Source organism: Mangrovimonas sp. TPBH4 (assembly GCF_001280505.1).
GTDB lineage: Bacteria > Bacteroidota > Bacteroidia > Flavobacteriales > Flavobacteriaceae > Mangrovimonas_A.
In genome coordinates this window covers 275,586-298,459 of record NZ_LBIO01000049.1, presented here as the reverse complement: position 1 = coordinate 298,459, position 22,874 = coordinate 275,586, and the positions used below count along the sequence as shown (strand labels likewise).

At 34.5% G+C, this 22,874-nt stretch carries 23 protein-coding genes; 2 read left to right on the top strand and 21 right to left on the bottom strand.

Translation table 11 applies throughout. The features are described 5' to 3' along the window. Positions 1–108: 108 nt before the first annotated feature. The 19 genes from ZA05_RS10345 to ZA05_RS10260 all read right to left on the bottom strand — a co-directional run bounded on the left by ZA05_RS10345 (position 109) and on the right by ZA05_RS10260 (position 19,315). Positions 109–651 carry a YgcG family protein gene (locus ZA05_RS10345; RefSeq protein ID WP_053991614.1) on the bottom strand — a complete coding sequence of 181 codons (543 nt, stop codon included), beginning with the start codon at positions 649–651 and terminating at the stop codon, positions 109–111. A gap of 259 nt (positions 652–910) precedes the next feature. Then, positions 911–2,239, bottom strand: a complete 1,329-nt coding sequence (locus ZA05_RS10340; RefSeq protein WP_053991664.1) for a S9 family peptidase — start codon at positions 2,237–2,239, stop codon at positions 911–913. Positions 2,240–2,290: 51 nt separating this feature from the next. Next, complete coding sequence (locus ZA05_RS10335) at positions 2,291–2,959, bottom strand: hypothetical protein (protein WP_157514658.1); 669 nt, start codon at positions 2,957–2,959, stop codon at positions 2,291–2,293. A 29-nt stretch (positions 2,960–2,988) separates the two neighbouring features. After that, positions 2,989–3,711 (bottom strand): NAD(P)-dependent oxidoreductase, encoded by a 723-nt coding sequence (locus ZA05_RS10330; protein ID WP_053991612.1) that lies wholly within the window; start codon positions 3,709–3,711, stop codon positions 2,989–2,991. 1 nt (position 3,712) lies between these two features. After that, positions 3,713–4,747: a serine hydrolase gene (locus tag ZA05_RS10325; protein WP_053991611.1), complete on the bottom strand. Its 1,035-nt coding sequence runs from the start codon at positions 4,745–4,747 to the stop codon at positions 3,713–3,715. A 199-nt stretch (positions 4,748–4,946) separates the two neighbouring features. Then, positions 4,947–5,525 carry a hypothetical protein gene (locus ZA05_RS10320; protein ID WP_053991610.1) on the bottom strand — a complete coding sequence of 193 codons (579 nt, stop codon included), beginning with the start codon at positions 5,523–5,525 and terminating at the stop codon, positions 4,947–4,949. Between the two features lie 69 nt (positions 5,526–5,594). Further along, positions 5,595–6,026: an RDD family protein gene (locus ZA05_RS18590; RefSeq protein ID WP_053991609.1), complete on the bottom strand. Its 432-nt coding sequence runs from the start codon at positions 6,024–6,026 to the stop codon at positions 5,595–5,597. Between the two features lie 15 nt (positions 6,027–6,041). Beyond that, positions 6,042–6,896, bottom strand: a complete 855-nt coding sequence (locus ZA05_RS10310) for a CPBP family intramembrane glutamic endopeptidase (protein WP_053991608.1) — start codon at positions 6,894–6,896, stop codon at positions 6,042–6,044. A gap of 174 nt (positions 6,897–7,070) precedes the next feature. Then, on the bottom strand, positions 7,071–8,264 hold the full coding sequence (locus ZA05_RS10305; protein ID WP_053991607.1) for an aspartyl protease family protein: 1,194 nt from the start codon (positions 8,262–8,264) through the stop codon (positions 7,071–7,073). A 167-nt stretch (positions 8,265–8,431) separates the two neighbouring features. Next, positions 8,432–9,283 carry a ChaN family lipoprotein gene (locus ZA05_RS10300; RefSeq protein ID WP_053991606.1) on the bottom strand — a complete coding sequence of 284 codons (852 nt, stop codon included), beginning with the start codon at positions 9,281–9,283 and terminating at the stop codon, positions 8,432–8,434. A 92-nt stretch (positions 9,284–9,375) separates the two neighbouring features. Continuing rightward, positions 9,376–9,831 (bottom strand): RDD family protein, encoded by a 456-nt coding sequence (locus tag ZA05_RS18585; RefSeq protein ID WP_053991605.1) that lies wholly within the window; start codon positions 9,829–9,831, stop codon positions 9,376–9,378. 120 nt (positions 9,832–9,951) lie between these two features. Then, positions 9,952–10,467 carry a nuclear transport factor 2 family protein gene (locus ZA05_RS10290; protein ID WP_053991604.1) on the bottom strand — a complete coding sequence of 172 codons (516 nt, stop codon included), beginning with the start codon at positions 10,465–10,467 and terminating at the stop codon, positions 9,952–9,954. Positions 10,468–10,648: 181 nt separating this feature from the next. After that, positions 10,649–11,362: a DUF6090 family protein gene (locus ZA05_RS10285; RefSeq protein ID WP_053991603.1), complete on the bottom strand. Its 714-nt coding sequence runs from the start codon at positions 11,360–11,362 to the stop codon at positions 10,649–10,651. Between the two features lie 354 nt (positions 11,363–11,716). Beyond that, entirely contained in the window at positions 11,717–12,478 is a 762-nt protein-coding gene (locus ZA05_RS10280; RefSeq protein ID WP_053991602.1) for a hypothetical protein, read from the bottom strand. 86 nt (positions 12,479–12,564) lie between these two features. Further along, positions 12,565–13,530: a WG repeat-containing protein gene (locus ZA05_RS10275; RefSeq protein WP_231632477.1), complete on the bottom strand. Its 966-nt coding sequence runs from the start codon at positions 13,528–13,530 to the stop codon at positions 12,565–12,567. A gap of 113 nt (positions 13,531–13,643) precedes the next feature. Beyond that, complete coding sequence (locus ZA05_RS18220) at positions 13,644–13,796, bottom strand: hypothetical protein (protein ID WP_157514654.1); 153 nt, start codon at positions 13,794–13,796, stop codon at positions 13,644–13,646. Positions 13,797–13,922: 126 nt separating this feature from the next. After that, entirely contained in the window at positions 13,923–17,135 is a 3,213-nt protein-coding gene (locus tag ZA05_RS10270; RefSeq protein ID WP_053991601.1) for a WG repeat-containing protein, read from the bottom strand. Positions 17,136–17,157: 22 nt separating this feature from the next. Beyond that, positions 17,158–17,535: a hypothetical protein gene (locus ZA05_RS10265; RefSeq protein WP_053991600.1), complete on the bottom strand. Its 378-nt coding sequence runs from the start codon at positions 17,533–17,535 to the stop codon at positions 17,158–17,160. A gap of 46 nt (positions 17,536–17,581) precedes the next feature. Beyond that, the gene (locus ZA05_RS10260) at positions 17,582–19,315 is read right to left on the bottom strand and encodes a hypothetical protein (protein WP_053991599.1); all 1,734 of its coding nucleotides are present in this window, start codon (positions 19,313–19,315) and stop codon (positions 17,582–17,584) included. Positions 19,316–19,547: 232 nt separating this feature from the next. Here ZA05_RS10260 and ZA05_RS10255 point away from each other — a divergent pair, with 232 nt between their 5' ends. Continuing rightward, positions 19,548–19,994: a hypothetical protein gene (locus tag ZA05_RS10255; RefSeq protein WP_053991598.1), complete on the top strand. Its 447-nt coding sequence runs from the start codon at positions 19,548–19,550 to the stop codon at positions 19,992–19,994. Positions 19,995–20,018: 24 nt separating this feature from the next. Then, positions 20,019–20,456, top strand: coding sequence for a hypothetical protein (locus ZA05_RS10250; protein WP_053991597.1), 438 nt, complete (start codon positions 20,019–20,021; stop codon positions 20,454–20,456). Between the two features lie 46 nt (positions 20,457–20,502). On the opposite strand, the gene ZA05_RS10245 is transcribed toward ZA05_RS10250, so the two are convergent. Both ZA05_RS10245 and ZA05_RS10240 read right to left on the bottom strand, forming a co-directional pair. Beyond that, positions 20,503–21,375, bottom strand: coding sequence for an alpha/beta fold hydrolase (locus tag ZA05_RS10245; protein ID WP_053991596.1), 873 nt, complete (start codon positions 21,373–21,375; stop codon positions 20,503–20,505). Between the two features lie 93 nt (positions 21,376–21,468). Beyond that, positions 21,469–22,719 carry a glycosyltransferase gene (locus tag ZA05_RS10240; protein ID WP_053991595.1) on the bottom strand — a complete coding sequence of 417 codons (1,251 nt, stop codon included), beginning with the start codon at positions 22,717–22,719 and terminating at the stop codon, positions 21,469–21,471. Between the last annotated feature and the right edge of the window lie 155 nt (positions 22,720–22,874).

Below are 22,874 nucleotides of genomic sequence, written 5' to 3'. Positions count from 1 at the left end.
AGAATCCATTAGGATTTTCGAGTTAAGCAACCAAGATAGCAAAATTGTAAGGATTTTCCGTGAGGAAAATGAGGAGAAATATGTGTTATAAATTCTTTTATATACTGTTTATTGCCAATACTTCATTAGTTCAATAACACCACTTTTTACCCCATCATAAAATTCCCCCTTTTTAAATTTTGGAATTATGATTTCTCTGATAACGGTAGTACAAATTTCATTAGTAAGCACTTTTTCTGTTCCCGTTCCAGTAGCAATTCCAATTTTTCTACAGGGATTACACAAAACAATTGTAAGTCCGTTATCTTTTCCTGCTTCTCCAACTCCCCAATAATTGCTTAAATCTGTGGCATACTTTACGATATCAGAATAAGGTGAGATACTGTCTATTGTTACTACAACAATTTGCCGGGTTGTCTCTATGTTATAATCGTAAATTAATTTGGATAGTTCTTGTCGCTGAGTTGGACTAAATATACTATCGTAATCATTGACAATAAGCCCTCGGAGTTTAGTAGTTCGGAACTTTTCAACAGTGGAAAAGTCAAATTCAGGTTTTGGCTTTTGAGTTCCCGATTCTTGTGCTGAACCTTTGTAAGATAGCAAGTTTAAAGCTAGAAATAAGAATAGTATTTTGGTTCCAATTTTCATAATAGGTATCGTGTCCCGTTGTTTGTATATGGTCTAGTTACATGAAAATCCGCTAGGATTTTCTAGTAAAGAAACCAAGATAATAAAATTGTAAGGATTTTCCGTGAGGAAAATGGGTTGACTATGATGTATGCATAGCATACGTTTTTAAGCTAATGAAAGTAGTGGAATAACTAGAAATATCAAAAGAGAAAGACGAGTATGATTAGACCATATTTTAGTTATTGAGTTTGGTTTCTAATATGTAGTTCTTTTTGGGTTAGTGACCTAGTTCGTTCAAATTACTTTCAACCTTGTTGGAAACTGTAGGTATCCAATTATTAATTGTTGCCAAATAATCAGGATGCAATTTAGACCAGTACGAAAAATCACTCTCTCCAACATAATACATGGAATGTGAGGCGCCGTCTAATAAAAGGGTTTTATAATTTTCATTGTTTGATTTTATAAGTGCTTTTGAAATCATCTCATAGCTGTTTTCTGGTATTATTTCATCCTTTGTTCCTTGTAGAATCAAGACCGGTTGCTTGGTTGTTTCAAAGTAAGGGATTGGACTATATAACAGTTTTTTGTCTGTTTGGATTTCATCGAAATTTGGCACCCAAACATGGGGAAACCACGATTTTGAGTTTTCATTTTTTAAAGCCGCTTCCAAATCGGTACGAGATAGCTCTCCTGCAATAAATTCAAATACTTTTCGCTGCAATTTTGTGGCATCCTGAATTTCATTTCCGATTGCTTCTGTATTTCTGTTTTTCCAATAATTCAAATCGCTTTCTAGCAAGGATACTCCTGGGCAACTCACAACAATTCCATAGTTTAGATTTTGCAATTCACTTAAAATGTAAGGGATTTTTGCAGCTCCTTGGCTACTGCCTTTTATTCCTATAGTTGCAAGAGGAATTCCTGTACTTTTAGAAAAATATTTGATGGCATTGATGTCGTCTTGCAGAAGTTCTTCCATAGTGGCGGTTTGCCAATCTCCTTCAGAATTTCCCGTACCTCTTTTGTCATAATGAAATGTGGTAAATCCTCTTTGCGCAAATAGTATGGACTCTGCACGTGAAGCACTTCGGTCTGAACTGCCTGAGGAAGCTACGATTATAAGGGCTTTTTGGTTATGATCATTATTAGGATACCAAATCGTTCCTTTTAAGTTTAGGCCATCAGATTGAAAACTAATTTCCTCACTTTTGAGGGTATTGTTATTTTTTAAAGGTTCCTTATCCAGTGTGTAGTGCACTGTAACAGTGTCAACCGTGAGTGATCCTTGAAGTTTAGTATTGTTTTCTGTCCAAGAATTTCTGAAGGAGTAGGTGTAAAAATCACTTTGTAATTGAAAATTTATGGAATCGCCGTTTGCTTTTACATTTTGTAATGGAATTCGGTTGGCATTTTGTTCCAAACTTGTGAAAAACACACTGAAACTGGCAGAATCTTGTTCTATTTCAAAACGTATTTCATCGGAAAAGTTACCGTATTTAAATACGCCGACAAAATTCCCTGTTTTTACTCCCTTATCAATTTTCTTATTTGAATTACAAGAAAATATTCCAATTACAATGAGTATTATGATCCTTCTTTTCATATACCAATTTTTAAAACCTTGGAAATGTGGATTGCACAGCATTTTGGAACGTCAATTGCTGCCCAATATTTCCTTAAAAATATGACCGTGAAATTCATTTGAAAGTAACGGTTCTTGATTTGTAAACATATCAAAAGCAAGTCTTAGTTTTACTTTAGTATCCCCTTTAAAAATTCTGCAACCAGTAACTAAAATTTCTTTTGGACCTAAATAATAATGAGGAGATCCAAAGCTGCAAGGGAGAAATTCTTGTCTTTGAATTCTTTTCCATTCACCGTCTTCTTGTTTAGCCTCAAGGTAAAAGGGAAGATTGTCTATTGAGACAAGAGTAGTGTCATTTGAAATATTAGAAACAAAAACAGGGAAGGATTTAAGTTTCTCGGTAGGTTTTGATAGAAAAAAGTTCTCATATGACATTGAAATTGTCTTTGAGGTGTCTACATAAATTTCTATCTGAGAATACAAACTATCATTAAATTTATTAAATCCTGAACTATAAAATCTTTCGTCAGTATCGATTGAATCTGATAAAGTTATCTCCCGTTTTATTTTACCAATATACAGTGGTTTATACTTGGAAATTGTTTTCACTTTATCCTTAGAGTACTTAGCTTCGGTCAAGTCATTATTAATGATTCTAATTTCATCTAATTTAGTCGCTTCTGAACAAGATGTCAAGACCATTAGTGGAAAAATAAAGGAGTATATGTTTAAACTCATTCTTGTTTTTTTATTTCAATCTAAGTTATTCAAGATTTAGAATAAATTACGGGCATTTGCCCTTTCCATGTATTCCAAAGCGTATCGTTATTGATCAATTCGGACATAAAATGCCCTACATTTATTCTACTAACCTTACCTGCATCAAAGAAGGCGCTTCTTATTGGTGAAGGAAAGGCCTCATATGCAGAAACTTCCTCTTCATTTATTAAGCCATCCGGTCTAACAGCAACCCATTCAATGTACTTATTTTTCTGAGCAATTTGTGTCCTTAAATAATCGGCTGCTTTCTCATTGTCCACATGGGGCGGCAATAACAATCTAAGAAGTCCAATAACACATTTTTGAGCAAATGAAATGGGTTCGTCTAAATCGCGATTACTGTTTCCAGAACTGTTCATTAAAACAAACTTAACAGGGCCTTGAGGTTGATTGGAGTTGATAGCATTGCAAAGTCGTTCCGTGGTATCTCTTACAAGTTGTCTCGGTTGGCCATACATCCCTTTGAAAGTCATATTGTGTCCTAGGCAAGATGCAACCGCATTACAATCTTTGGTGTACTCACTCATTTCATGGTCACTTAAATCTAAGATGCTTGCAGTAATCATCTGTAAATTCTCATTATCGTACCATGATTCAGGTAAACCCTCTTTGGAGCGCACAACAACTTTAACTTTATTTCCCTGTAATAAAAGCTGATTTACCAGCTGTCTTCCTGTGGCACCACTTGCACCGACTACCAATACTGTCATTTTATTTCTGTTTCTTTAATATTTTATATATTCTATTATTAATGATTTCTGATAAGTTCCAATTGTACAGTTTGGAGTCGGTTGTATTGTAGAATTCAACAATAACAGCATCAATATCTTTATGGTATTTTGCAAAACTCTGGTAACCTGGGACCCAACCGGAATGTTCAAATTTATAAATGGAAGCATATATTTCCTGTTCTCCCGGTTCAAATAATGATACATCATTCAATGCTCTTAGGAAAGTACCCACGTCTTCTGCGGTGGCTAGCATACCATGTTCGTCTGCCTTTAAATCATGGGGATGGCCCACATGGTAACCACTCATTACGTTGTCCATATCTACTTCACTTAAAGAACCAAAAGTGCTGTTTAGATGCAAGGGGGATAAAATTTCTTCCTGTATGAACTGAAAGTTGCTATAGCCAAGTGCATCATCCATAATCTTATTGATTAAAAGATAATTTGTGTTACAATATTCATAGTCTTCACCAGGTTCAAAATTTGCAGGTTTGTCTAGAATCAGAGCAAGGCTTTCTTCGTAGGATTGAGTAGGAGCTGCCCAGAAGTTTGGGGCGTCTGTAAAATTTGGGATGCCACTTCTATGCTGTATCATTAGTCTAAGAGTAATGTTCTCGGCATTTTCAATTCTTCCTACAAGTTCAGGTAAATAATCAGCGATGGTTTTATCCAAAGAAAGACGTCCATCTTTAACCAGTTTGGTGACTGCCACAGCATCATATAGCTTACTGATGCTGGCAATTTTAAATAAGGCTTGAGGTTTGGCAGGTATCTTGGATTCTCGATTATGCCAGCCTGCAGTATAATATTGGGGTGGTTTGCCTGCTTGGTCAATATACACAATCATTCCGTCAAATCCATGATCGATGGCTTCCTCTGCTTGTTCCTGAATTGTATCGGGTAGCGGCAGTATCCATGCTTTTACTAATAGCCATGGAACAAAATAAAGTGAAATTAAAGTTCCAACTAGCAGCAAAGTGCGCACCGTCCATTTGGCTTTTTTGTTTTTTATCATTTTTCTTATTTAGAAGCTTTAATTACTTTCATTATGGTATTCAATTGGATTTTGAATAGTTTTTTTTTCGATTGAGAGAAAGCCTCAGGGGATACCATAAGAGTTGAAATGAAAATACCAATAATGAATATTGAGTAAGTTTTTATTTTGAACATTTTTATATATTGTTTTTAATGTCCCATTTAACAGTTAGTTGCGGTTATATAGTATTGGCACTTGTTTTATTTCTTCTCACAAATTTAATTCCAAGTATAATTAGCATTGTTATTAGTACAATAAAGAAAACACTTGTCAAACTACTTTTTATTAGAGAGAAGGAACTAGTTGTTTTTACGGCAACCTCTGTTAATTCTGGATAGTTTTTAAGCATTGCAATAATTCCGAAATTTTCAAAATAATCTGCTATTCCAGCAATTATTGGTATAAAGCATATATAAATAAATGGGGTGTTGAGTTTGTTTATTTTTTTTAGGAAAAATGCTAAAAGCAAACAATAGGTAAGCCCGAAAAGTAGAGGGTAAATCATATCCACAGGTATCTGATTAGTTAGATAAAACTTCTGTCCATTTTCCCCGAGCGATTTGAATAATTCATTAACATAATTCAAATCATATCCCATTGGCATCATATCCAATAATTTCATTCCATTTGAGAATTCCATTGTTTTAGGTATCGTAACAGTGAGCATAAAAACGTATACCGCATTGGTTAATATGAAAAGTCCTAAAACTTTTTTGCCCGAATTTTTTCCGTTTATGAATTTAGTTAAGCTGTTCATTTTTTTCTAATACTTAAATCCCCATATAAGCTCTATAAATGTAGTCTATAAAATTTATACAATGTTGGCTTAGTTTTTAATTACTAGCGTATTTGATAGTCTATCATGAAGCCCCTTTTTTGAAAATAGATAGTAAAAAATGTCGATTGGGATTAATCTTGATATTGTTCTTTTAAAGATTGTTAAGCATGTAATCTCGCCTCCATCTCTATCAGTAACTTTGGTTCTCGTTAAAAACTTTCCTAAGGTTCTATGAAAATAAAACTCTAGTGCGCCATAGTAGACCAAATAGAGAATTAAGCCTAAAGAAATACTGTAGATATAATTGACTACATAAGAATTAAACCTAACAAAATAACGGTCAAAAATATAAGCGATCGAAAAATATAGAATTAACCAGACAACGGTATCAACAATATAATTAATTAGTCGAATAATTGAATGCACTGAACTTTTTGATAAATCATTTTCATTCTGTAGATTAGTGATGTGTTTGTTCATTTTATATCATTTTTTTTACAAATTTTCTTTAATTGCTTTTCTCCAAAAGTAAATGCCAAAAGCACAGGTAACCATTGCGAACATAATCCCGTTTTCGCCAAGCCAATGTTCCGTTCCTTCAATTTTCATTGTTAGAGGAGGCAATATCTTTTGAATATACACATTGCTTACTGCGTGAAAAATTACTGCCGGCCATAAACTTTTAGATTTAAAAGTATAGTAGGTCATCATAAATGACATTGATATAATTACAACATAAAATGTTATCAATTCCAGGATTACATTGTTGCCATAATATACTATTACGGGCCAATGCCAAGTTGCCCAGATCATGCCACTAAACAGTGACACTCCAGTGAATGAAAGGACTTTTCTTAATTCATAAATGAAAAAACCTCGCCATCCAATCTCTTCTCCTAAAGTTGTTGCCGCAGACCTGATGACTTCAACAGTTCCCAATAAGATGATAGCTATAAATATTATGGGTGTTGGGCTCAATGTCCCTATGCCAACCAAGCCAAGTTCTTTACCCCATTCTGTTATTGTTTCCTCATTTGCTAAACTTCCAAAACCTAAAACCCAGATGAGTAAATAAGTGATGATGCTATATAAGGCAGGAATAAAATAGGAAAGTCGAATATATTTCCAATCGCCCCAATTCCAGTTTAGGGAAGAAATGGGGCGTTTCTTTATTTTTAATGTAATGATTGCAGCTATAGCAGGACACCACATTATAGCTCCAACATATATCCGTGAAGGATATAAATTTACTATAGCATAATGGAAAGGTGAAGTAAGTGCAACGACAAGAACAAGAAATAGAAAGATTGTTTTCCAAGCTTCTCTGCGTTCCGATAAATTTTTAAGCATTTGGTTTTTGAGGTTGGTCTCTGTTATTAAGACGAAGTGGTATGTGTTTTGTTACATTGCCTTAGGTTGGCGGTACAATTTTTAGGGAATTTAGGAGCTTCTTCGTCTTCAACGTGTAATACTTTTTAATACGGAAACCGAGGCTAAAAGTACTTTGATATAGGTGTTTTATGATTAGTTTATGGGATATGTTCTCTTAAAATGAACATCTTGCTTTTTCTTTAGGGAGTCCAGTAATTGAATGAAGATCTCATTTCCGGGATTATAATCCACGTAATCACAAAAGCCATTTCCGTTTTCAAAGTCCAGACTATCAATTTTTAAAACCTTCATATTGGGTCTTACACCATTTTTATAGGCATTTGATTCTTCTATTACAGACAATATATAAATGCCCTTTTCCTCTGAAGTACCTAATCTAAACCCAAGTAAACCATTTCTTTCTATCTCTTTTTCGGGTTTCGTCAAGTACAGATTTTTATTGGTCCAATCAATGGTGACCTTAAATCTTGATAATAATTGATTCCCAATAGAGGTTGTTTCTCCAGTATTGATCAACACATTTTTAAGCTCCAGTTCATTTATTTTAACAGCATCCGAATAGGTTAGCTCTCTTCTGAGGTCAACAGGGCTTCCAATCATTCCACTTTGTTTGGTGCCTGTTTCCAAAAATTCAGCTTCAAAAACATTTCTGTTTTTCAGTGTTGTAAATATGTCATTGCTTAGAGCGACAGAACCATTAGAGCCGTAATCTACCAAGATATTCTTCACTTTAGATGGGCCAAAATCTATATCAATGAACATATTGTATTGGTAATCAGTTTTAAACGGAAGGGTAATGCACTCTTCAAAATCTTCTTTTTTTATGGAGCTGAACAAGGATAAAGTCCTTTGTTCTTGATCAATTGTCCAGTTACTATGCCTTATTAAATTGGAACCTATAATACCGTCAATATTCAAACATGTAATGATAGGGTTGGCATCAAAGTCGCCAACAAAAGCAGTTTGCCCCTGAAAGGTAACGTTGGCAAAAAGAATGGAATCCACTTGAGCCCAATTAACTTTTGTTCTGTTATGATCGCTATCGACAATATTTCCCTTGCTGATAATTTTGAAATTATGTTCCTTAAGAAGTTTATGGGATATACTGAAGGGTGCCCCCGTATCGAATAAGAAACGATATTCTTTTCCATCTATAGTAACCGGGACGATGATAAGTTTGCTATGAATTTCAATGTCAACAATCTCATTGAATTCTTTAGTAACAACATTTCCATAGCTTATGGCATCGGTCCATTTAATAGAGCAACCAAAGGTGACCGAAATTAAAATGCCAGCAAGAAGTAATAGTTTAAAATTGATTCTCATTTATTTCTTTTAATAACGCCAGAGGTGTTGTTTTGCACTGCATTTAAGGGAAATTGTCCTGGATCTGGTAGTATGGATTGTAGCAGATTAAAGATAATATTTTGAAATAGGGCAGAGTGATGAAATGGACTATAGCTCTTATTTTTTAGTTTTTTTCAATAATTTATTTAATACGTTGTAGTCATATCGCTATCCACACAAATAATGAAATCAGCTTTGCCATAATTTGTTTTAAGTAATTTATCTACTTCATCCTGTGAAACAGTGGAGATGGTAGCATATTTAACATCCTCTTTTTCTTTTTTGAGGTACCACAAAATTCCCTCATAGTAATCAGAATGATAAGCACCGTTGTAATGTAAAAACAAGGAGCCTTTTTTGTAATTGTTCAAAATAAAATGTGCCATTGTTGCATCTTTCATGGCCTGTGCCTTAACCAATTCAGGACTGCCATGAGCTCCCATTTCCTCAAGTATTTTCTTGTAAGTTGGTAATTCACTATCAAAAGAAATTGGCAAAGGAGCTATCCATTCTTTTTCTTTTATAGAAAGAGAGTCCAATGAATTAAAGCCCTTTTTGTAAACCAAGTTGGCATATCTTCTGGGAATATTAGTCGCTATAAATTGAAGTTGATGTTCTTTTGCAAAATCAACCAAAGGGGCGTAATCTGTTTTGTAATTAGACCATAATCTTGCCAATGAATCCAATTCTGGATAGGAAATATTTTTAGTGACGTAATCATTTAAAAATTCTTGATTGTCGGCCTCAATCATTTCAGCTCCCAAAATAAGCTTACGGGTTTTGTGTAAATCTGATGTAACTTCATATTGAAGCCAATGGGAAATAGGGTTATTATGTAATTCGCCAAATAAGATTATGTCTTGCTTTACTAGGGTTTTCTTCATTTTCTCATAACTAACCTTTTTGCCTTTGGAGTTATAAATAACATATGGCTTTTTTTGACTAAAGGCAGCACCAGCAATTAGTAAAAGACTTAAAAGTAAAATTGTTTTTTTCATCAGTTAGTTTTTATTCAGCATAACGGTCATTATAGCCTTCAATTCTCGGATTAAATATACTGTAATTTTGGTTCCGAAATTCTGTTTAATTCCTATTGTTTATTGTGGGTGTTGGCTTTTACTACTAGTGTATTTGACAATCTATCGTGAAGCCCCTTTTTGGAAAATAAATAGTAAAAAACATCTATCGGGATGAATCTTGCTATTGATCTTTTAAAGATCATTGAGAAGGTAATCTCCTCTCCCAAATTACTAACGACTTTAGTTCTGGTTAAAAACTTTCCTAAGGTTCTATGTAAAAAAAACTCCAGGACAGAATAATAGACCAAAAAGAGCATCAAGCCTAAAGATATACTGTATATATAATTGATTAAATAGGAATTAAACCTGACAAAATAAAGATCCAAAATATAAGCGACTGAAAAATATAGGATTAACCAAACAAGGGAGTCCACAATAAAATTAACCAGTCGAATAATTGAATTTGCCGGACTGCCCGAAAAGTCATTTTCATTTTCATTTTTTGAAATATTGATCTGTTTATTCATTTTATATCAATTGATTACTACCCTAATTGAATGGCTTTTAATTGTGGTAATGGTGTGTTATGCTTTCGTTTCATGAAAATCCGAAGCAGTGATTGATACATTGTAATAGTTGGTTATGTATTACGATTCCTCTACCTCCAAGGGGGAAAGATGTTCGTGTGTAATTCTCCAAACGCCGTTATTCTTTACAAATACAAGGGTTCCTTGTCTCCACAATTGTACCACATTTTCTCCAATAGTTGGTCTAAAATTAGCGTTGAAAGTAACAATTGCAACCCTATCAAAAACGTCAATTTTTAGGTTTTCAAGGTCATAGTCAAACGCAGAAATATTTTTGATTAAGCCTCTCTCATATTCCTCGTTTTCCACAGGCCCCGTTCTTTTAAGTTGATCCCGAAATTCTGTAAACTTATCAGAATACATATGATAGGAAAGTAGTTCATCAATATCTCTATTCTGAATGCTCACAAATAAACTATCCAAAACAGCCTTCACTTCCTGTTGAGCCTTTGGAAATGATTCCGCAATTAGGTCAACCTCTTTGATATCAGGAGTTGATTCTTTTTCCTTTTCCTTACAACCTGATAAAAAAAACAGAGCTAAAAGAGTAACTTTTAAAAATACGATTTTGTTCATGATTAATATGGTTTTATGGATTGTTATTAATGTGGTACAATGGTACTTCTGAAGCCATTGTTAATGGTGTTGGTTGGTTTAAATATAAGTAAAGAAAAACTTACTTTTGTGCCTGGGGGTGATTTTTCGATAAAATAATGGGATGAATTGGAGGTTACATGCTGCTGTGAAATGTATAATCTTAGGGCAATTGGACTATTTCTTCATCTATTGTCTTAAGTATATGGTTCAAGTCCTCAATTACCGAATGATAAACGTCACGTTTAATCTTCATAAGGTTGATGAATTCAAAGAACAGATTTTGAATTTCAATGGAATAAAGTTTTTCAGGCTTTACTATTTTAAATGTGGTGTAGTTTAGCACGCCTTTAATTTCGGGTGAGAGTTCTGTGGTAATTAGCTCCCAATGGATGTCTTCTAGCCGGTTTATGAAGTTATATGAGATTTCCAGTTTCTGAAGTTTGTTCACGATGCTGTCATTTCTCATGATCTTAATATCCCCACTATTTACCAATATTTCATAGATATTGGAACTTCGCTGAAAATCTGAAAACTGGGAAAGCGCCATGGTATAGAAAGCCAAGGTGTCTATGGCCCGTCTGTTGTTGGTTAAAATATACCTGTTGGCTTTTTCGAACTTTTCAAGAAAATTAGCGTTGATTTCCTCCACTTTTTCCAGTTCATTCAAATCCTCTTTAACCTGGCTTTTTATATTTTGGTAAATTTTCAACTCCTGTTTTCGGCTTTGCTTGTTGGAGTTCCAGTTGTTGATTTGAAGCGCAATGAGAATTCCAATCACAATTAAAAGGATTTCACCAATAGCATAAACCAAATAGCGGCTTAACTTACTTTTGAAAATTAGTTTATATCTATTTTTTTTGAATAGGGAAATCATTGTTTCGTATCATTCGTATTTCCATGCCGTTGTTGATAAACATAAAACAACCAATAGCTTACAAAGCCAATAAGCGGGACTCCTAAACCCGCAAAAATCCCATTGATGTCAATAATTACAATATGCTGACTTTTAGCTAAGCTTCTTCTTTTCTGTTGTGCAACAGTTGGTCATACTGCTCATTGCGGTGTTTTGTGTATTAAAGATAGCTAAAGAAAAACGGATTTCAGCATCAAGGAGTGATTTTGCGGTGCCGAAATGAAATTCCGAAGCAAAGAAAGTTGTACGGTTTCAGTAAACTTTTTTCTAACTATTTGGGGAAGGGGATGAATGCTTTAACCTAAATAAGGTTCTTTAGTTGTCATTCCAATGGGGATTTCCAAATTCAAACCAATCCGTAGGAGGGATGGAGGTGCCGTCTGTATTCATTGGAGTAAACCTAACCTTATATTTACTGAATCTATCGAACTCGAATGCGCCTCCGCACATGCCATGGCCCACCAGTAGTTTGTTATTTCTGTTTGTAATGTAGTAGGTGTTAGTTCTATGTGTGGTTAGATTGACAACTTCCGTTTTAAACCATATTTCGGAACTTGAATTAAGCTGCAGACTGAAAATTGCATATACCGAAGGGCCGCAACCAAGTTGTTTGACTTCTGTGTTTTCAAATGCAATATTGAGATTTATATCTAAGGGGGCATTTGCTTTAATCTCACTAGTTATCCAATGTACTTTTTCTGTCCTTTCTGTATCGGGATACCATTGTGTGAAAAACTCATCTTCGCCAGTATTGTTGGGTTTTTTTAGGTAGTAAATGGTGTTGGGGCTTAGTTGCTTTTCTGGTATAAAGAGGGCTTGGGTGAGGTCTTTCTGCCCTTCTAGGATTTTTTGAAGTTTTAACTCTACTAAATCTCCGTTTTCACTTAGCAAGAAGACTTTTTGTTCTTTAAACTCAAGAATTTGCTTTTGACTTTTAGCATAGCCTTCTATGATAAACATGGAGCTCATGCTAATTTCCTTTTGCGACGGGAAAAATTGAAATCCTCCACCTTTACATTTTGCAAAAGCCGTTTGTGCCATTAAAAGGGAAAGTAAAATAATTAGGTGCTTTTGCATTGTAGAGGTTTATTTTAATTCAAAAAAAATACTTCTTAAGAGATTAAGTGCTGCTTATTATTGTGATTTCTATAATATAAAAAAGACTAATCATTTTCATCAAACCAAAGGTTTTGTTTGTAAAAGGGGTATGGCAAATCGTCAACTGTCTCGTATTTAAACTCGCTTTTCTCTTTTCCTGTGAGCCAGTCTACCCAACCCCATTTTCCATCTTTTTTTACCGCTAACTTAGGGACTCCATCCGTATTAAACCGTTTATAGTCTTCGTATAAGCATTCAACAGATTGTTTTGTATTATCATCGTAACTCCAATGAGAAAGATAAAAACCTACTTTGCCGTTATTGTAAACTGCAGTGTACTTTCCGTTGAATGGGAAAAAATTAATGCTGTCATATTTCATAGGAATAAGCTCTTGCTCCATATCTTCTATAAATTGATACATACCCCATTTTTTAGTTTTTTTGTTGCGAGCCTTCAATACGCCATCCCCATTATTGGGGTCAAAAATCACTAGATCTGCCTTTAGTTTTTGCTTTGCTTTTTTAAAAGTTTCTACCGCCCAATTTTCCATCCAAACTAAAGGAACTTCGTTTGGTGTTTCAAAAATGGGATCTACAATTACAAATTCGTCAAACCAATCTATAAGACCCCATTTACCGTTTTTTTGAAACAGAACATAATCTCTGTCATCTACTCTTTTATGGAGTAATTTTTCGTATTTACAGTTTACTCTGTTAATTGCATCAGGCACTTCAGAAGGCAGTAATAAAATACCATATTTTTTTTCCTGTTTTACAATTTGAAACCGATCTTCCCAATTAAAGAAACTAAGCGAATCAAATTTAGGGGAGACAATTTCTTCAATTTCCAAGTCCTCAATCTCCATTCCCGAATCAACCCTATAAAGCCCCCACTTTTTGGTAGACTTCATTTTGGCAAGTATGGCATCTTCTCCAAAATAATCGCCCCAAATCAGATCCTTGGCTTTTATCTTCTTTAGAATATCTTTTTTGGGGTAAGGTTGAGCAAATGCTACTTTTGATAAGAGCATTGTAATTGCTATTAAACTTATTTTTTTCAATATAGGGGTGTTAATGGTTGCCATTATTTTTATTTTCTAGATAAATTTTGCAGTTTGGGTTATCCTGCATGTTGTATTATATATTATAGCGCATCTTTGCTAAACGTAAGATCTAAAGTAAATACCTCTTTGGGATGTTCTAAAGCAAACCAAAGGTTTTCAAAGGTATCATCTTTTTGAGCCTTTGCTTGAAGGCTCAAAAAGATCACTACTAAAAAGAACAATGGGGTTTTCATGTTTCGATTTTTAAAAGTTATCATGTAGTCCCTGTTTGCCCAATATGGGAGCTACAGCTGGTAGAATTGGATTCTAGTGTTACGCTGTCTACTTGATTGGTAAATCGTTTTTTAATTACTATAACTTTAAATTTCAGATTTTTCAACTAGATCTCCTTCTACATTAACCAAGAATGGTTTACCATCTAATTCCATTTCTATATAATCAAAACTAAAACCATTTATAAGAATCATTGAAGGCTTAATAATTGTCCTACCATCTTCATCATTTATCCCAAATTTCACACTTTTGATTTGCCAATTCATTTTAGTTTTTACAGAAGCCTCACATTGAAGTTTGGTTATTTTTTTTATATGATTAAAATATCCTTTTATTAAATTATGATCTCCTAAATAGGGGAATGGTACACTATATTCAGTTCCATAAGAGTCATTTACATCATAGTCTTTTACTTCCCAGTCAGTAGCGTATTCAATCTGAGTACCATCTGATTTAATAATTACTTTGTCATTTCCAATATTAACATAAGCTTCTTTATGTGGAGAAAATAAGTTACCCCATCTAATATAATTGGCACTATCATATATAAATGGAGTTAGTTCGTTGTTTTCAGAATCAATAACACCCCATTTGCCATCAACCTTCTTTTGAGCAAAAAATAAACCTTGCGAAAAATTAGGTAATATCTGTGCATATACTGGTGGTATTATTATTTTACCACTATGGTTTATTATACCGAATTTATTGTTTTCTGAACTTTGTACCAGAACGAAATCTTTTGAGAAGGGTTTCATTATTTTAGTAGGATCGTAAACAAAATACTCAAATTCTTCTCCTGCAATCTTTTCTCCTTTGCGATTAGTCAATATATGTTCTCCATTTTTTGTGGTAGATAGTAGGTCTGTGCCCCAGTAAGTTGTATTCAAATACTCTCCAATTTCAGCAATCTTTTCTCCTTTTCTGTTAATAGAGTATGCCTTGTCATTCTCAAGAACCAAAGCTAAATTGTTTTCAAAGGAAAATGCACCCTGGTATTTTATAGGAATAACTACCTCTCCTTTTTTATTAATAAAACCCATGAACTTACCTTTTTTAACTGCTGCCAATCCATTTTTAAATTCCAACATCAAATCATATTTGAAAGGAATCACTATGTTTCCTTTTCTGTCTATACACCCATATTTGTCTTGTTTATTTCTAGCACGAATAAGTACAGGAACCTCTTTTATATCTATGAGGTTTTGTAATATTTCAGTTCTATATTTTTTGGTTCTAGGATTGATTAGATATTCTTTATAGGCATTTGTTGTGTTTTCTTTTGTAGCGAATCTCCATTGTTGTTCATCGTAGATTTCATCAGTCAACTTTTTATTGAAAGGGATTTTAGAGATAAATAATGGATCTATTTCAATTAGGTCTACTAATGTGGTAATGTCATTTTCACTTAAATAAGATTCAATAATTAAATCGGGTATAGATTTGGGATCGTTTTCACCAAGTGATTTTACCAAATGACTATTTTCTAAATAATAATAATGTAGGGTTAAATTGTTTTTTAATTTTACAGATTGTATTAAGTTAAAGTTTTTTATGATTTCTTGACTTTCATCAAGTTGCTTTGTCTTATAGGCTAAAATGATTTCTGAATTTTGATACTCCTGAATTATATTCTCTTTTTTTTCAGATTTTTTAAGGAGATAAGTAAATACGTTTAAAGAGTTTTCATCGACAGATAACTGGATTAGATTTTTATTGTTCCAAGAAATTGTAAAAGGATCAAAGCCAAAGTTAACATACCTTTCTAATGTTTTTTCAGCATCAAAAATAGTAGCCAAAGCCATAAACTCTTTCACTTTATTGAGCTTTTGATCATGCTTTAAAAGTTTGGTTGTTTCATCCAGAAATACTTGAGCTATTTCGGGTTTATCCATAAGTAAGGTATATTCTAATAACGAATATCCCTTTATTTGAATTTTAGTATGAATGCCACTTCGAATAAATTCTTTTAATATTTCAATTTCATTTTCTTCGATTACTTCCTGAGCATAATTTTCCAAACTTTTTTCTACTTCAAAAAATTCTTGGTTTTTAGTCGCATCCCAAAAAGAAGTATTAAGCTCTTTAGAAGTGGTAAAGGCTAAAAATGCTACTAGTGGCTGTTCCGTTCCTGCATAATGACCAAGTTGATAATAAGATGCTGCACTTGGTTTCTCATTGGCAATGGCTCCAGCTATTCTTAAGGCACCTTTTTTGAAAATAGGGTTATTGTATTTATGGTAAAGATTCATTTTTCTTTCAGCAGCATTTTGATATTTATCCAGTTTTGTTTTATAAGGATTATCTATAACTTCAGATACAATCGGTTTGTCACAATAATTGGTAAGCCATGATGTACTATTAAAGGTGTAGTTAGACTTCATATCAATAGCATAGCATTCTAGGTATTCTGCATTTGATAGGTAATTAGTTTCTTCATTTTTATTGATTGCATAAGCCGATAAATTGTAAAAGGAAGATATTTGTTCTTGATTTAGCTCTAATGCTTTTTTATAAAATGCATCCATTTGTTCTTTAGCTTCACGTTTTAATTGAGCTTTATATAGCTCTGCTTTACGTTTCGCGTTTCTTCTTGCTTCGCCTTGATCTATTAATGAAAGTGCACTAAATAAAGCACCTTCATGGTTTCCTGAGTTCAAATCCCTTAATGAGGATTCAATAGTATTTCCAATCTGATTAAGATTATCAGCTTTATTTTGAGCTTGTAGTTCTGCAATAGCATTCATGTTATTGTTAAACTTTTCTAATAAATCTTCTGGTGTTTTAGCTTTATTAAGTTGACTATAGTATTCAACTTCTTTAGCAAAGGCTTTTGCTATGGTTTCACCCTGCTTTTTAAAGTTCATGGCCTTGTTGTAATTGGCAAAGCTCTGCATCAATTTTTGCTGGGTAGAACTTTTTCTTGCCCCAGAGGATGAAGCGCTTGCAGCACCTTTCTTTTTACAATCGGAGATAGAAGTAGATGGCACACTGCCATAGGCTGAATAGTTAGAGGCTATCTGGCTTTTTATTAGGTTTAAGTGCTCAACAAGTCCACTAAGATCATTGTCGGATAAGTTACCACCATTTTCACATTCGCACCTATAGGCATGCCATGACCCCAATTGAGTCCAGGCTTGGATTTTCTTGCCGCTGCTGGCTCTTTCTGTTGGGGTCCAAGAATCGGCAGCCTGCACTTTTTGAACATATGCTTCTGCTTCCGGGCACTGGGCCTTGATGTTTTGGGTGTATGTGAAAATGAAAACTGAAAGGAAAGATAGTTGGTGTAGTTTTTTTAGCATTTTAAAAAATTATATAGGGGGGTTAGAAACAATTTTTTTGGGCCCAAGTTTCTCTCGGTAAATCTCTTCGGAAGAACTCAACTCTAACAATGTTGATATCGCTTCTACTTCTTGAACTCATGGCTATGTGGATGTCTTTTTTACGTTCTTTTACAAAATCACTGGTACAATCAATATACTTTTCATATTGTTTGTCTGCAATGGTATAGCATAGTAATACACCATATACCCCTGAGGTTTTGGTTGTTTCTGAGGCGTAGCCATCAAAGGCATTTGGAATTAAAGTAAGGTTCCAATTGTTGTATTCGTTTTGTCCAAACTCATATTTAATTCCCTTTATTTTTTGAGAATAACTGTATGAACTTAGTAGTAAAGTGATAATAAATATTATTTTTTTCATGGTTTGCTTTTAAAATCATTATCAAAACTTAAAAATCTTTAGGTATTTAGCGTTGAAAGAAGTTCAGATAAAATGCTCCAGGGCTTGAATAAAATTCATATTGAGTAGTGTCTTCCGTGAAGTTGGTTAATTCAAAATCAAGCCAGTACAGGTCGATTGTTAAAGTGTTGTTGATAACTGACCAAGTAGAATAACTTGGAGTTTCACTTGGAATATCTTCGCATCCGTTTGTAGCTCCTACAAATTCTACGGTTCCGTCTGCAAATAATTCAATATAGTCTATACCGTTAGGGTAGTAGTAAAAATACCAAACTTGGCCATCTATCGTTCTAGTTAACAAATCAAAACATCCGGTATCGCCAAGATCTTCTTCAAATCCTTGTGCTGTCCATAGTTTCCAAGATCCCAAGGCCCACTCAGGATGAATATTTGAATTTCCTATGGTAACGCTAAATTCATTCTCTGTTGTAAAATCACCATCATCAAATTTTACAATACCTGTAACTGTTCTTGGTAAAGTTGATTCGTCTGCTGTAAACTTTAAATTTATGGAGTTGTCTGAAGCAACAGAATATTCAACATCTACATCGGAAGGGAAATCTTCAATGTATATAAATTCACTATTGCCTTCTGATGATAGCTCTTCAGACGTCTCAGGTGTATCCTCGAAATCGTATGTAATACCTTCGTAGTTTGCACTTGAATTGCCAAACCAATTGTTAAACCAATTGGAGGTATTGGTAATTAACGAGTTTATGCCATTTTTTAGTGTTTCCCATTTGTACTTTACTAAGTTTAGTTTTTCAATTGTTAACGCTACTGTGGTATTCGAACTTTCAGAGTCAGAGGCAACTATATGCCTTTGTTCAGATGTTATGGTAAAGTTGTAATCAGAATCATTACTTACCTCAAAATCATTTGAGTTCCCAAAACTGTCACTTAACGCATGTTCAAAAGGGAGAAAGCAATCATTAATTAATTTTTCCCGTGCTGCATTGATTATAGTAGCCGCAGCATAAACACCAGCAACAAAACCTACGAGTGCTGTAGCAGAGCCAAAAGGCCCAACTGCAGTTAAATGTGGTAATGCGGTAACAAAACCTAGTACTGTTACTGTTGTTAATACTACTCTTTGGGAATTCACTTTAAAGCAGTCATAATCTGAATTTCCATCCATAGAGTTTCTTGAAGCACTATTTAAAAAATCTGTTGTAAATATTGGGTTGGCATTGTAAAATTTTGCGACTTCCACTTTTTCTTCGTCAGATATTGTATTGAATTTTGCTAAAAAATCAATAATCATCTGTTGTGCAGAACTTAGTTGATTTTTTGTCTCAAGAGAAAAGGAATCATCTAACAAAAGTTCGGATAGGTCACTTTGGAAAGCGTTTAAAGGTGTTACTAGTTCTTCTTCAATTACCATATCGGGATTTTGAACTGTGTTTTCTTCAATAGAAAAAGCGACAGTACCTATTTTGTTTCCAATAATTAATTCTAATTCCCTAGGGCCAGGATTAATTTCTGGAACAGAAAATATGAGATTGCCATCCTCCGTTTTATATAGGTCGATTTCAACGTCTCCAAATGAGGCTATATAGGAATCGTCGTTAAAGTTGATTTCATTAGATTTGATTAATACAAGTTCTAGTTGTTTTGCTGTAGATTGATTGGTTGTAAGTTCAAAAGTTTCTAAGTTGGGTTCTTCGATTATTTCATCTTGTTTTTTTGAGCAGCCAAAAACTAAGAGCACTAATAAAGTAACTAAAGTTGCTTTTTTCATAGAATTATATGGATAGTTAAAAAAGTTGATTACTGTTTGTCAATATAGTTTTTATGTAGGTGCGTCTTTTGAAGGTTATTATTTTTAGGCTTCAAATTAACGAAACAATTCCTACAAAATAATTAATTTTCCGTAAACTTAAGGCGTTATTTTTTAGAACGGTATCCGTGTTTCTACGTATTTACGGAATCCTTAGTTTTACCAGTAATTAGATGAAATCAAGAGAAAACTTATGCAAACACAGGATTATGACAGTTATATACAGGTTGAAGCCCTTAAGGGGTTTAGACAGCTCAATGAGGAGTTTACAGCTGTAATACCCGACCAAGAGACCAACGGTTATACTAATATGTATGCTAACAGCATAGCGGTTAGTTTTTTGCACGATATGGAAGAGGAGCAGTTAAACGCCATTCACTTTTTTGAAGACCACCAGAAAACCATAATGGATACCATAACAGTACACCTTTCAAAAACCTTCGAAGCCCCCAAAAAGGTATTGGGTCTTGATTATATCAACATTCTAAGTGAGCACAAGGATGGAATTTGCTACGTGGCCTACCGCTTTTTGGATGCGGCGGGGAATAGATTGATTGTGAAGCTTCATAGGGATAAAATCATTGAAGGGGGAGGCTTTAGGAGGAAACTATGCAATTGGCTAGCAAAGTTTAAGAATTGATAATCGTTGGTTCAAACCATTATTATGAATAACACGAACAAAAAAATTGCCTACATACTGTTCTCTGCACTTATCTTAAGTGCCTTTTCGTGCAAAAATGCCAACACGAACAATACTTATGCAGTTGAACCTAGTAAAGGGACGAGTGAAATTCAATACACTAAACAACCTAAAAAAACGGTCTTTCGGAATTTAGAAGTGGACACAACAAACGTATTTGGTCTTTGGTCCCAGGATCCAAGCGCTCCCTTTGCGGATTTTCACATATCGGCAACATCCTTTAATGTGGTTGATCCTGATGGAGGAGGTTATAATCCTTATAGTTTGGAAAAAAATAAAATTACGGTATTTCATAAGGGGCTTAAGCATAAAGGCACCATTACTTATTCGGTAAATGATACGCTAAAAATAAAATGGACCGATAGTAATTTTGAAACGCTATATGTTAGAGTTGGAAGTTAGAACATGAGGCTTGAAACCTTGGTTGGCCAATCATTCAGTGAAAATTTTAATCTTTTAAAAATGCAGAGATGTACTGGGATAATTCTTCTGGGTGGGTCAGCCACATTTCGTGCCCTGCAGCTTCCAAATAATGATGGGTTGCATTGGGGAGGCACTCTACAAGTTTTACATTGGTACATTTTAGTAAGGGCAAGGTGTGATTTGAGGTAAAGATCATGATAGGGATGCTTAATTTTTTAAGCGATTGACAGCTAGGTGACCTAAACCCGTTTTCTGAAGTCACAAGGGCTTCTATCTCCCTTAAATTCTCCTTTAGCATGGTTAAAACTTCGGGAGGAACCTGGTCTTGCAGATCTGCTCCCGCAAAGAACTCAAACAATTCCTTCATAACCATTGTGGTGTCTTTAGTCTTGAAGGCCTCTCTGGTTTCCTTGATTAAGTGTTCTTGGACATCCTCGTAACTGGTTTTGCATTCAGGCATTGTTTTTAACCAGTCAATCAAAGCAGGCTCCGATACTATTAGAGTTTTAGTTAATTCGGGATAATTTAGGGCGAAGTTAATGGCTATGAGTCCTCCGTAACTGTGTCCTACCAAGTGCACAGGGCCTCCTAGCTGTTCAATTAAACGCTTTAAATCCTCACTTTCGGTTTCAGCATTATAAGTTCCGGTGAGGTTATTGTTGTTAGGGAAGTTATACCTTCTGCTGTAGGTCACAACTTTGAATTGTTTACTGAGGAGTTCCACCTGCGGTAAAAATACTCTGTAGTCCTCCTGGGCACCATGAATAAAGAGTATGATTTCTCCCTCTCCTTTGGTGAGATAACTCATGGATCCCTTATCAATATCGACTTGGTTTATTGTTTGGGCCGTTAAAATTGTAGAGCCAAGAAACAAAATGGTGTAAATTAAATTGCGCATATCTTTCTAGTTTTGTGTCGGTTAGGTTGTGGTGAATTTTCCTTTGTTGATTTGGTTAGTTTAAAGAGTTGCATTAAATAACAATATCATTTTCTATGCTTCGATGACTTTGCAAAGTTCAGCTTTATAGGATTCATTTTGCATTTCCCTACTTAAAATTTCAGCATTCTTCTTATAGGAATCATTGGTATATAAATCAATGATTTTTGGTTCTAGGGTTTTGGTGTTTATCTTGCTGATATTAATTCCCAAGGGCCCCAAATCTTTTTTATGGATAATTTCATTCCAAACAAACTGGTCAATAATGTGCGGAATAATCATGGAGGCGCACCCGTATTTTATGGCCGTATGTGTACTGCCTGAGCCTCCGTGGTGTATGACCGCGTACAGTTTAGGGAATATCCAATCATAAGGAATGCGGTTTACAAAATGAAAAATGTCCTTATTGTATGTTTTTGGTTGCACAAGGCCTCCCGAAGCTGTATTGATAATTGTTGGGATGCCATGCCGCTCCAAGATATCCATGATGATCTTGGTCTTCTTTTCAGGATTGGTGTTGATCATACTTCCAAAGGTCACCAATATTACTTTGGAATGGTTTTGCAAAAACGATATTAATTCGGCAGACGGCTCCCAGTTTATGGTTTTCTTTCTTTCGTGATATCCCAAAACGTAAAGGTTGTCATTCCAATACTCAGGCCTTTTGAAAAGGGATGGGGAAATCGTGTAAATCACTTTTTCTTCAAACAAAGCCTTTTTAATTTGCCTTGTTTTTATCTGCTTTGGAATTGATAAGCTTTTAAGCGAGCTTGATATGGTTTTTATCAAACCGAAATTGGCCAAATCGTAGGTGAATTTATTGATAGTGGTCCCAAAGTTTTTGTGGAATGCCAGATGGGAATGATTTTTTACGTAGTGCAAATAGGGGACAGGACTAATTAAAATTCGTTTGCCCTTGTGTTCAAGGCCCCAGATGACAGGATACATGACTTTTCCATTATGGACAATCCTATCAGGTTGTGCTTTTTCAATGAGGGATTCTTGCTTCAAAACCATGTTTTGGTTGATGCTTTTTTGCATTGAAGCAAGTTTAAAGAGTGCCTTTAGTTTTTTCAAACCAAGCCTTCCGCCTCCCATAACGGTTTGTCCAACGAGACTGTTAAGCATTTCTATGAACTCACTGCCCAAGGAGGCAAATTCAAAACCCGAATCCTCTGCAAGGTCCCTAAATTGCTCAGGAAACAGACAGATTACCTTATGCCCTCGGTCTTGTAGAATTTCACCAATAGCCAAAAAAGGTTCCATGTCGCCTCTTGTTCCTATGGATGTTAGTATTATTTTCATGTACTCGGGCTACAACCTGTTTAAGTGGTTGAGGTTCTAAAACGAAGATAAATAAAATCGATCACAATGATTTGGGAACTTGATTTTGGCAATTAAGATGTTATTGGGTTAAGGGGGATAGGCTTAATTTTAGCTGAATATAAAAATTAGGCTAT

Bases quoted from the DNA above. Each gene is read 5' to 3' on its own strand.
- ZA05_RS10345 (WP_053991614.1), bottom strand. From the start codon at position 651: ATGAAAATTGGAACCAAAATACTATTCTTATTTCTAGCTTTAAACTTG.
- ZA05_RS10340 (WP_053991664.1), bottom strand. From the start codon at position 2,239: ATGAAAAGAAGGATCATAATACTCATTGTAATTGGAATATTTTCTTGT.
- ZA05_RS10335 (WP_157514658.1), bottom strand. From the start codon at position 2,959: ATGAGTTTAAACATATACTCCTTTATTTTTCCACTAATGGTCTTGACA.
- ZA05_RS10330 (WP_053991612.1), bottom strand. From the start codon at position 3,711: ATGACAGTATTGGTAGTCGGTGCAAGTGGTGCCACAGGAAGACAGCTG.
- ZA05_RS10325 (WP_053991611.1), bottom strand. From the start codon at position 4,747: ATGATAAAAAACAAAAAAGCCAAATGGACGGTGCGCACTTTGCTGCTA.
- ZA05_RS10320 (WP_053991610.1), bottom strand. From the start codon at position 5,525: ATGAACAGCTTAACTAAATTCATAAACGGAAAAAATTCGGGCAAAAAA.
- ZA05_RS18590 (WP_053991609.1), bottom strand. From the start codon at position 6,026: ATGAACAAACACATCACTAATCTACAGAATGAAAATGATTTATCAAAA.
- ZA05_RS10310 (WP_053991608.1), bottom strand. From the start codon at position 6,896: ATGCTTAAAAATTTATCGGAACGCAGAGAAGCTTGGAAAACAATCTTT.
- ZA05_RS10305 (WP_053991607.1), bottom strand. From the start codon at position 8,264: ATGAGAATCAATTTTAAACTATTACTTCTTGCTGGCATTTTAATTTCG.
- ZA05_RS10300 (WP_053991606.1), bottom strand. From the start codon at position 9,283: ATGAAAAAAACAATTTTACTTTTAAGTCTTTTACTAATTGCTGGTGCT.
- ZA05_RS18585 (WP_053991605.1), bottom strand. From the start codon at position 9,831: ATGAATAAACAGATCAATATTTCAAAAAATGAAAATGAAAATGACTTT.
- ZA05_RS10290 (WP_053991604.1), bottom strand. From the start codon at position 10,467: ATGAACAAAATCGTATTTTTAAAAGTTACTCTTTTAGCTCTGTTTTTT.
- ZA05_RS10285 (WP_053991603.1), bottom strand. From the start codon at position 11,362: ATGATTTCCCTATTCAAAAAAAATAGATATAAACTAATTTTCAAAAGT.
- ZA05_RS10280 (WP_053991602.1), bottom strand. From the start codon at position 12,478: ATGCAAAAGCACCTAATTATTTTACTTTCCCTTTTAATGGCACAAACG.
- ZA05_RS10275 (WP_231632477.1), bottom strand. From the start codon at position 13,530: ATGCTCTTATCAAAAGTAGCATTTGCTCAACCTTACCCCAAAAAAGAT.
- ZA05_RS18220 (WP_157514654.1), bottom strand. From the start codon at position 13,796: ATGAAAACCCCATTGTTCTTTTTAGTAGTGATCTTTTTGAGCCTTCAA.
- ZA05_RS10270 (WP_053991601.1), bottom strand. From the start codon at position 17,135: ATGCTAAAAAAACTACACCAACTATCTTTCCTTTCAGTTTTCATTTTC.
- ZA05_RS10265 (WP_053991600.1), bottom strand. From the start codon at position 17,535: ATGAAAAAAATAATATTTATTATCACTTTACTACTAAGTTCATACAGT.
- ZA05_RS10260 (WP_053991599.1), bottom strand. From the start codon at position 19,315: ATGAAAAAAGCAACTTTAGTTACTTTATTAGTGCTCTTAGTTTTTGGC.
- ZA05_RS10255 (WP_053991598.1), top strand. From the start codon at position 19,548: ATGCAAACACAGGATTATGACAGTTATATACAGGTTGAAGCCCTTAAG.
- ZA05_RS10250 (WP_053991597.1), top strand. From the start codon at position 20,019: ATGAATAACACGAACAAAAAAATTGCCTACATACTGTTCTCTGCACTT.
- ZA05_RS10245 (WP_053991596.1), bottom strand. From the start codon at position 21,375: ATGCGCAATTTAATTTACACCATTTTGTTTCTTGGCTCTACAATTTTA.
- ZA05_RS10240 (WP_053991595.1), bottom strand. From the start codon at position 22,719: ATGAAAATAATACTAACATCCATAGGAACAAGAGGCGACATGGAACCT.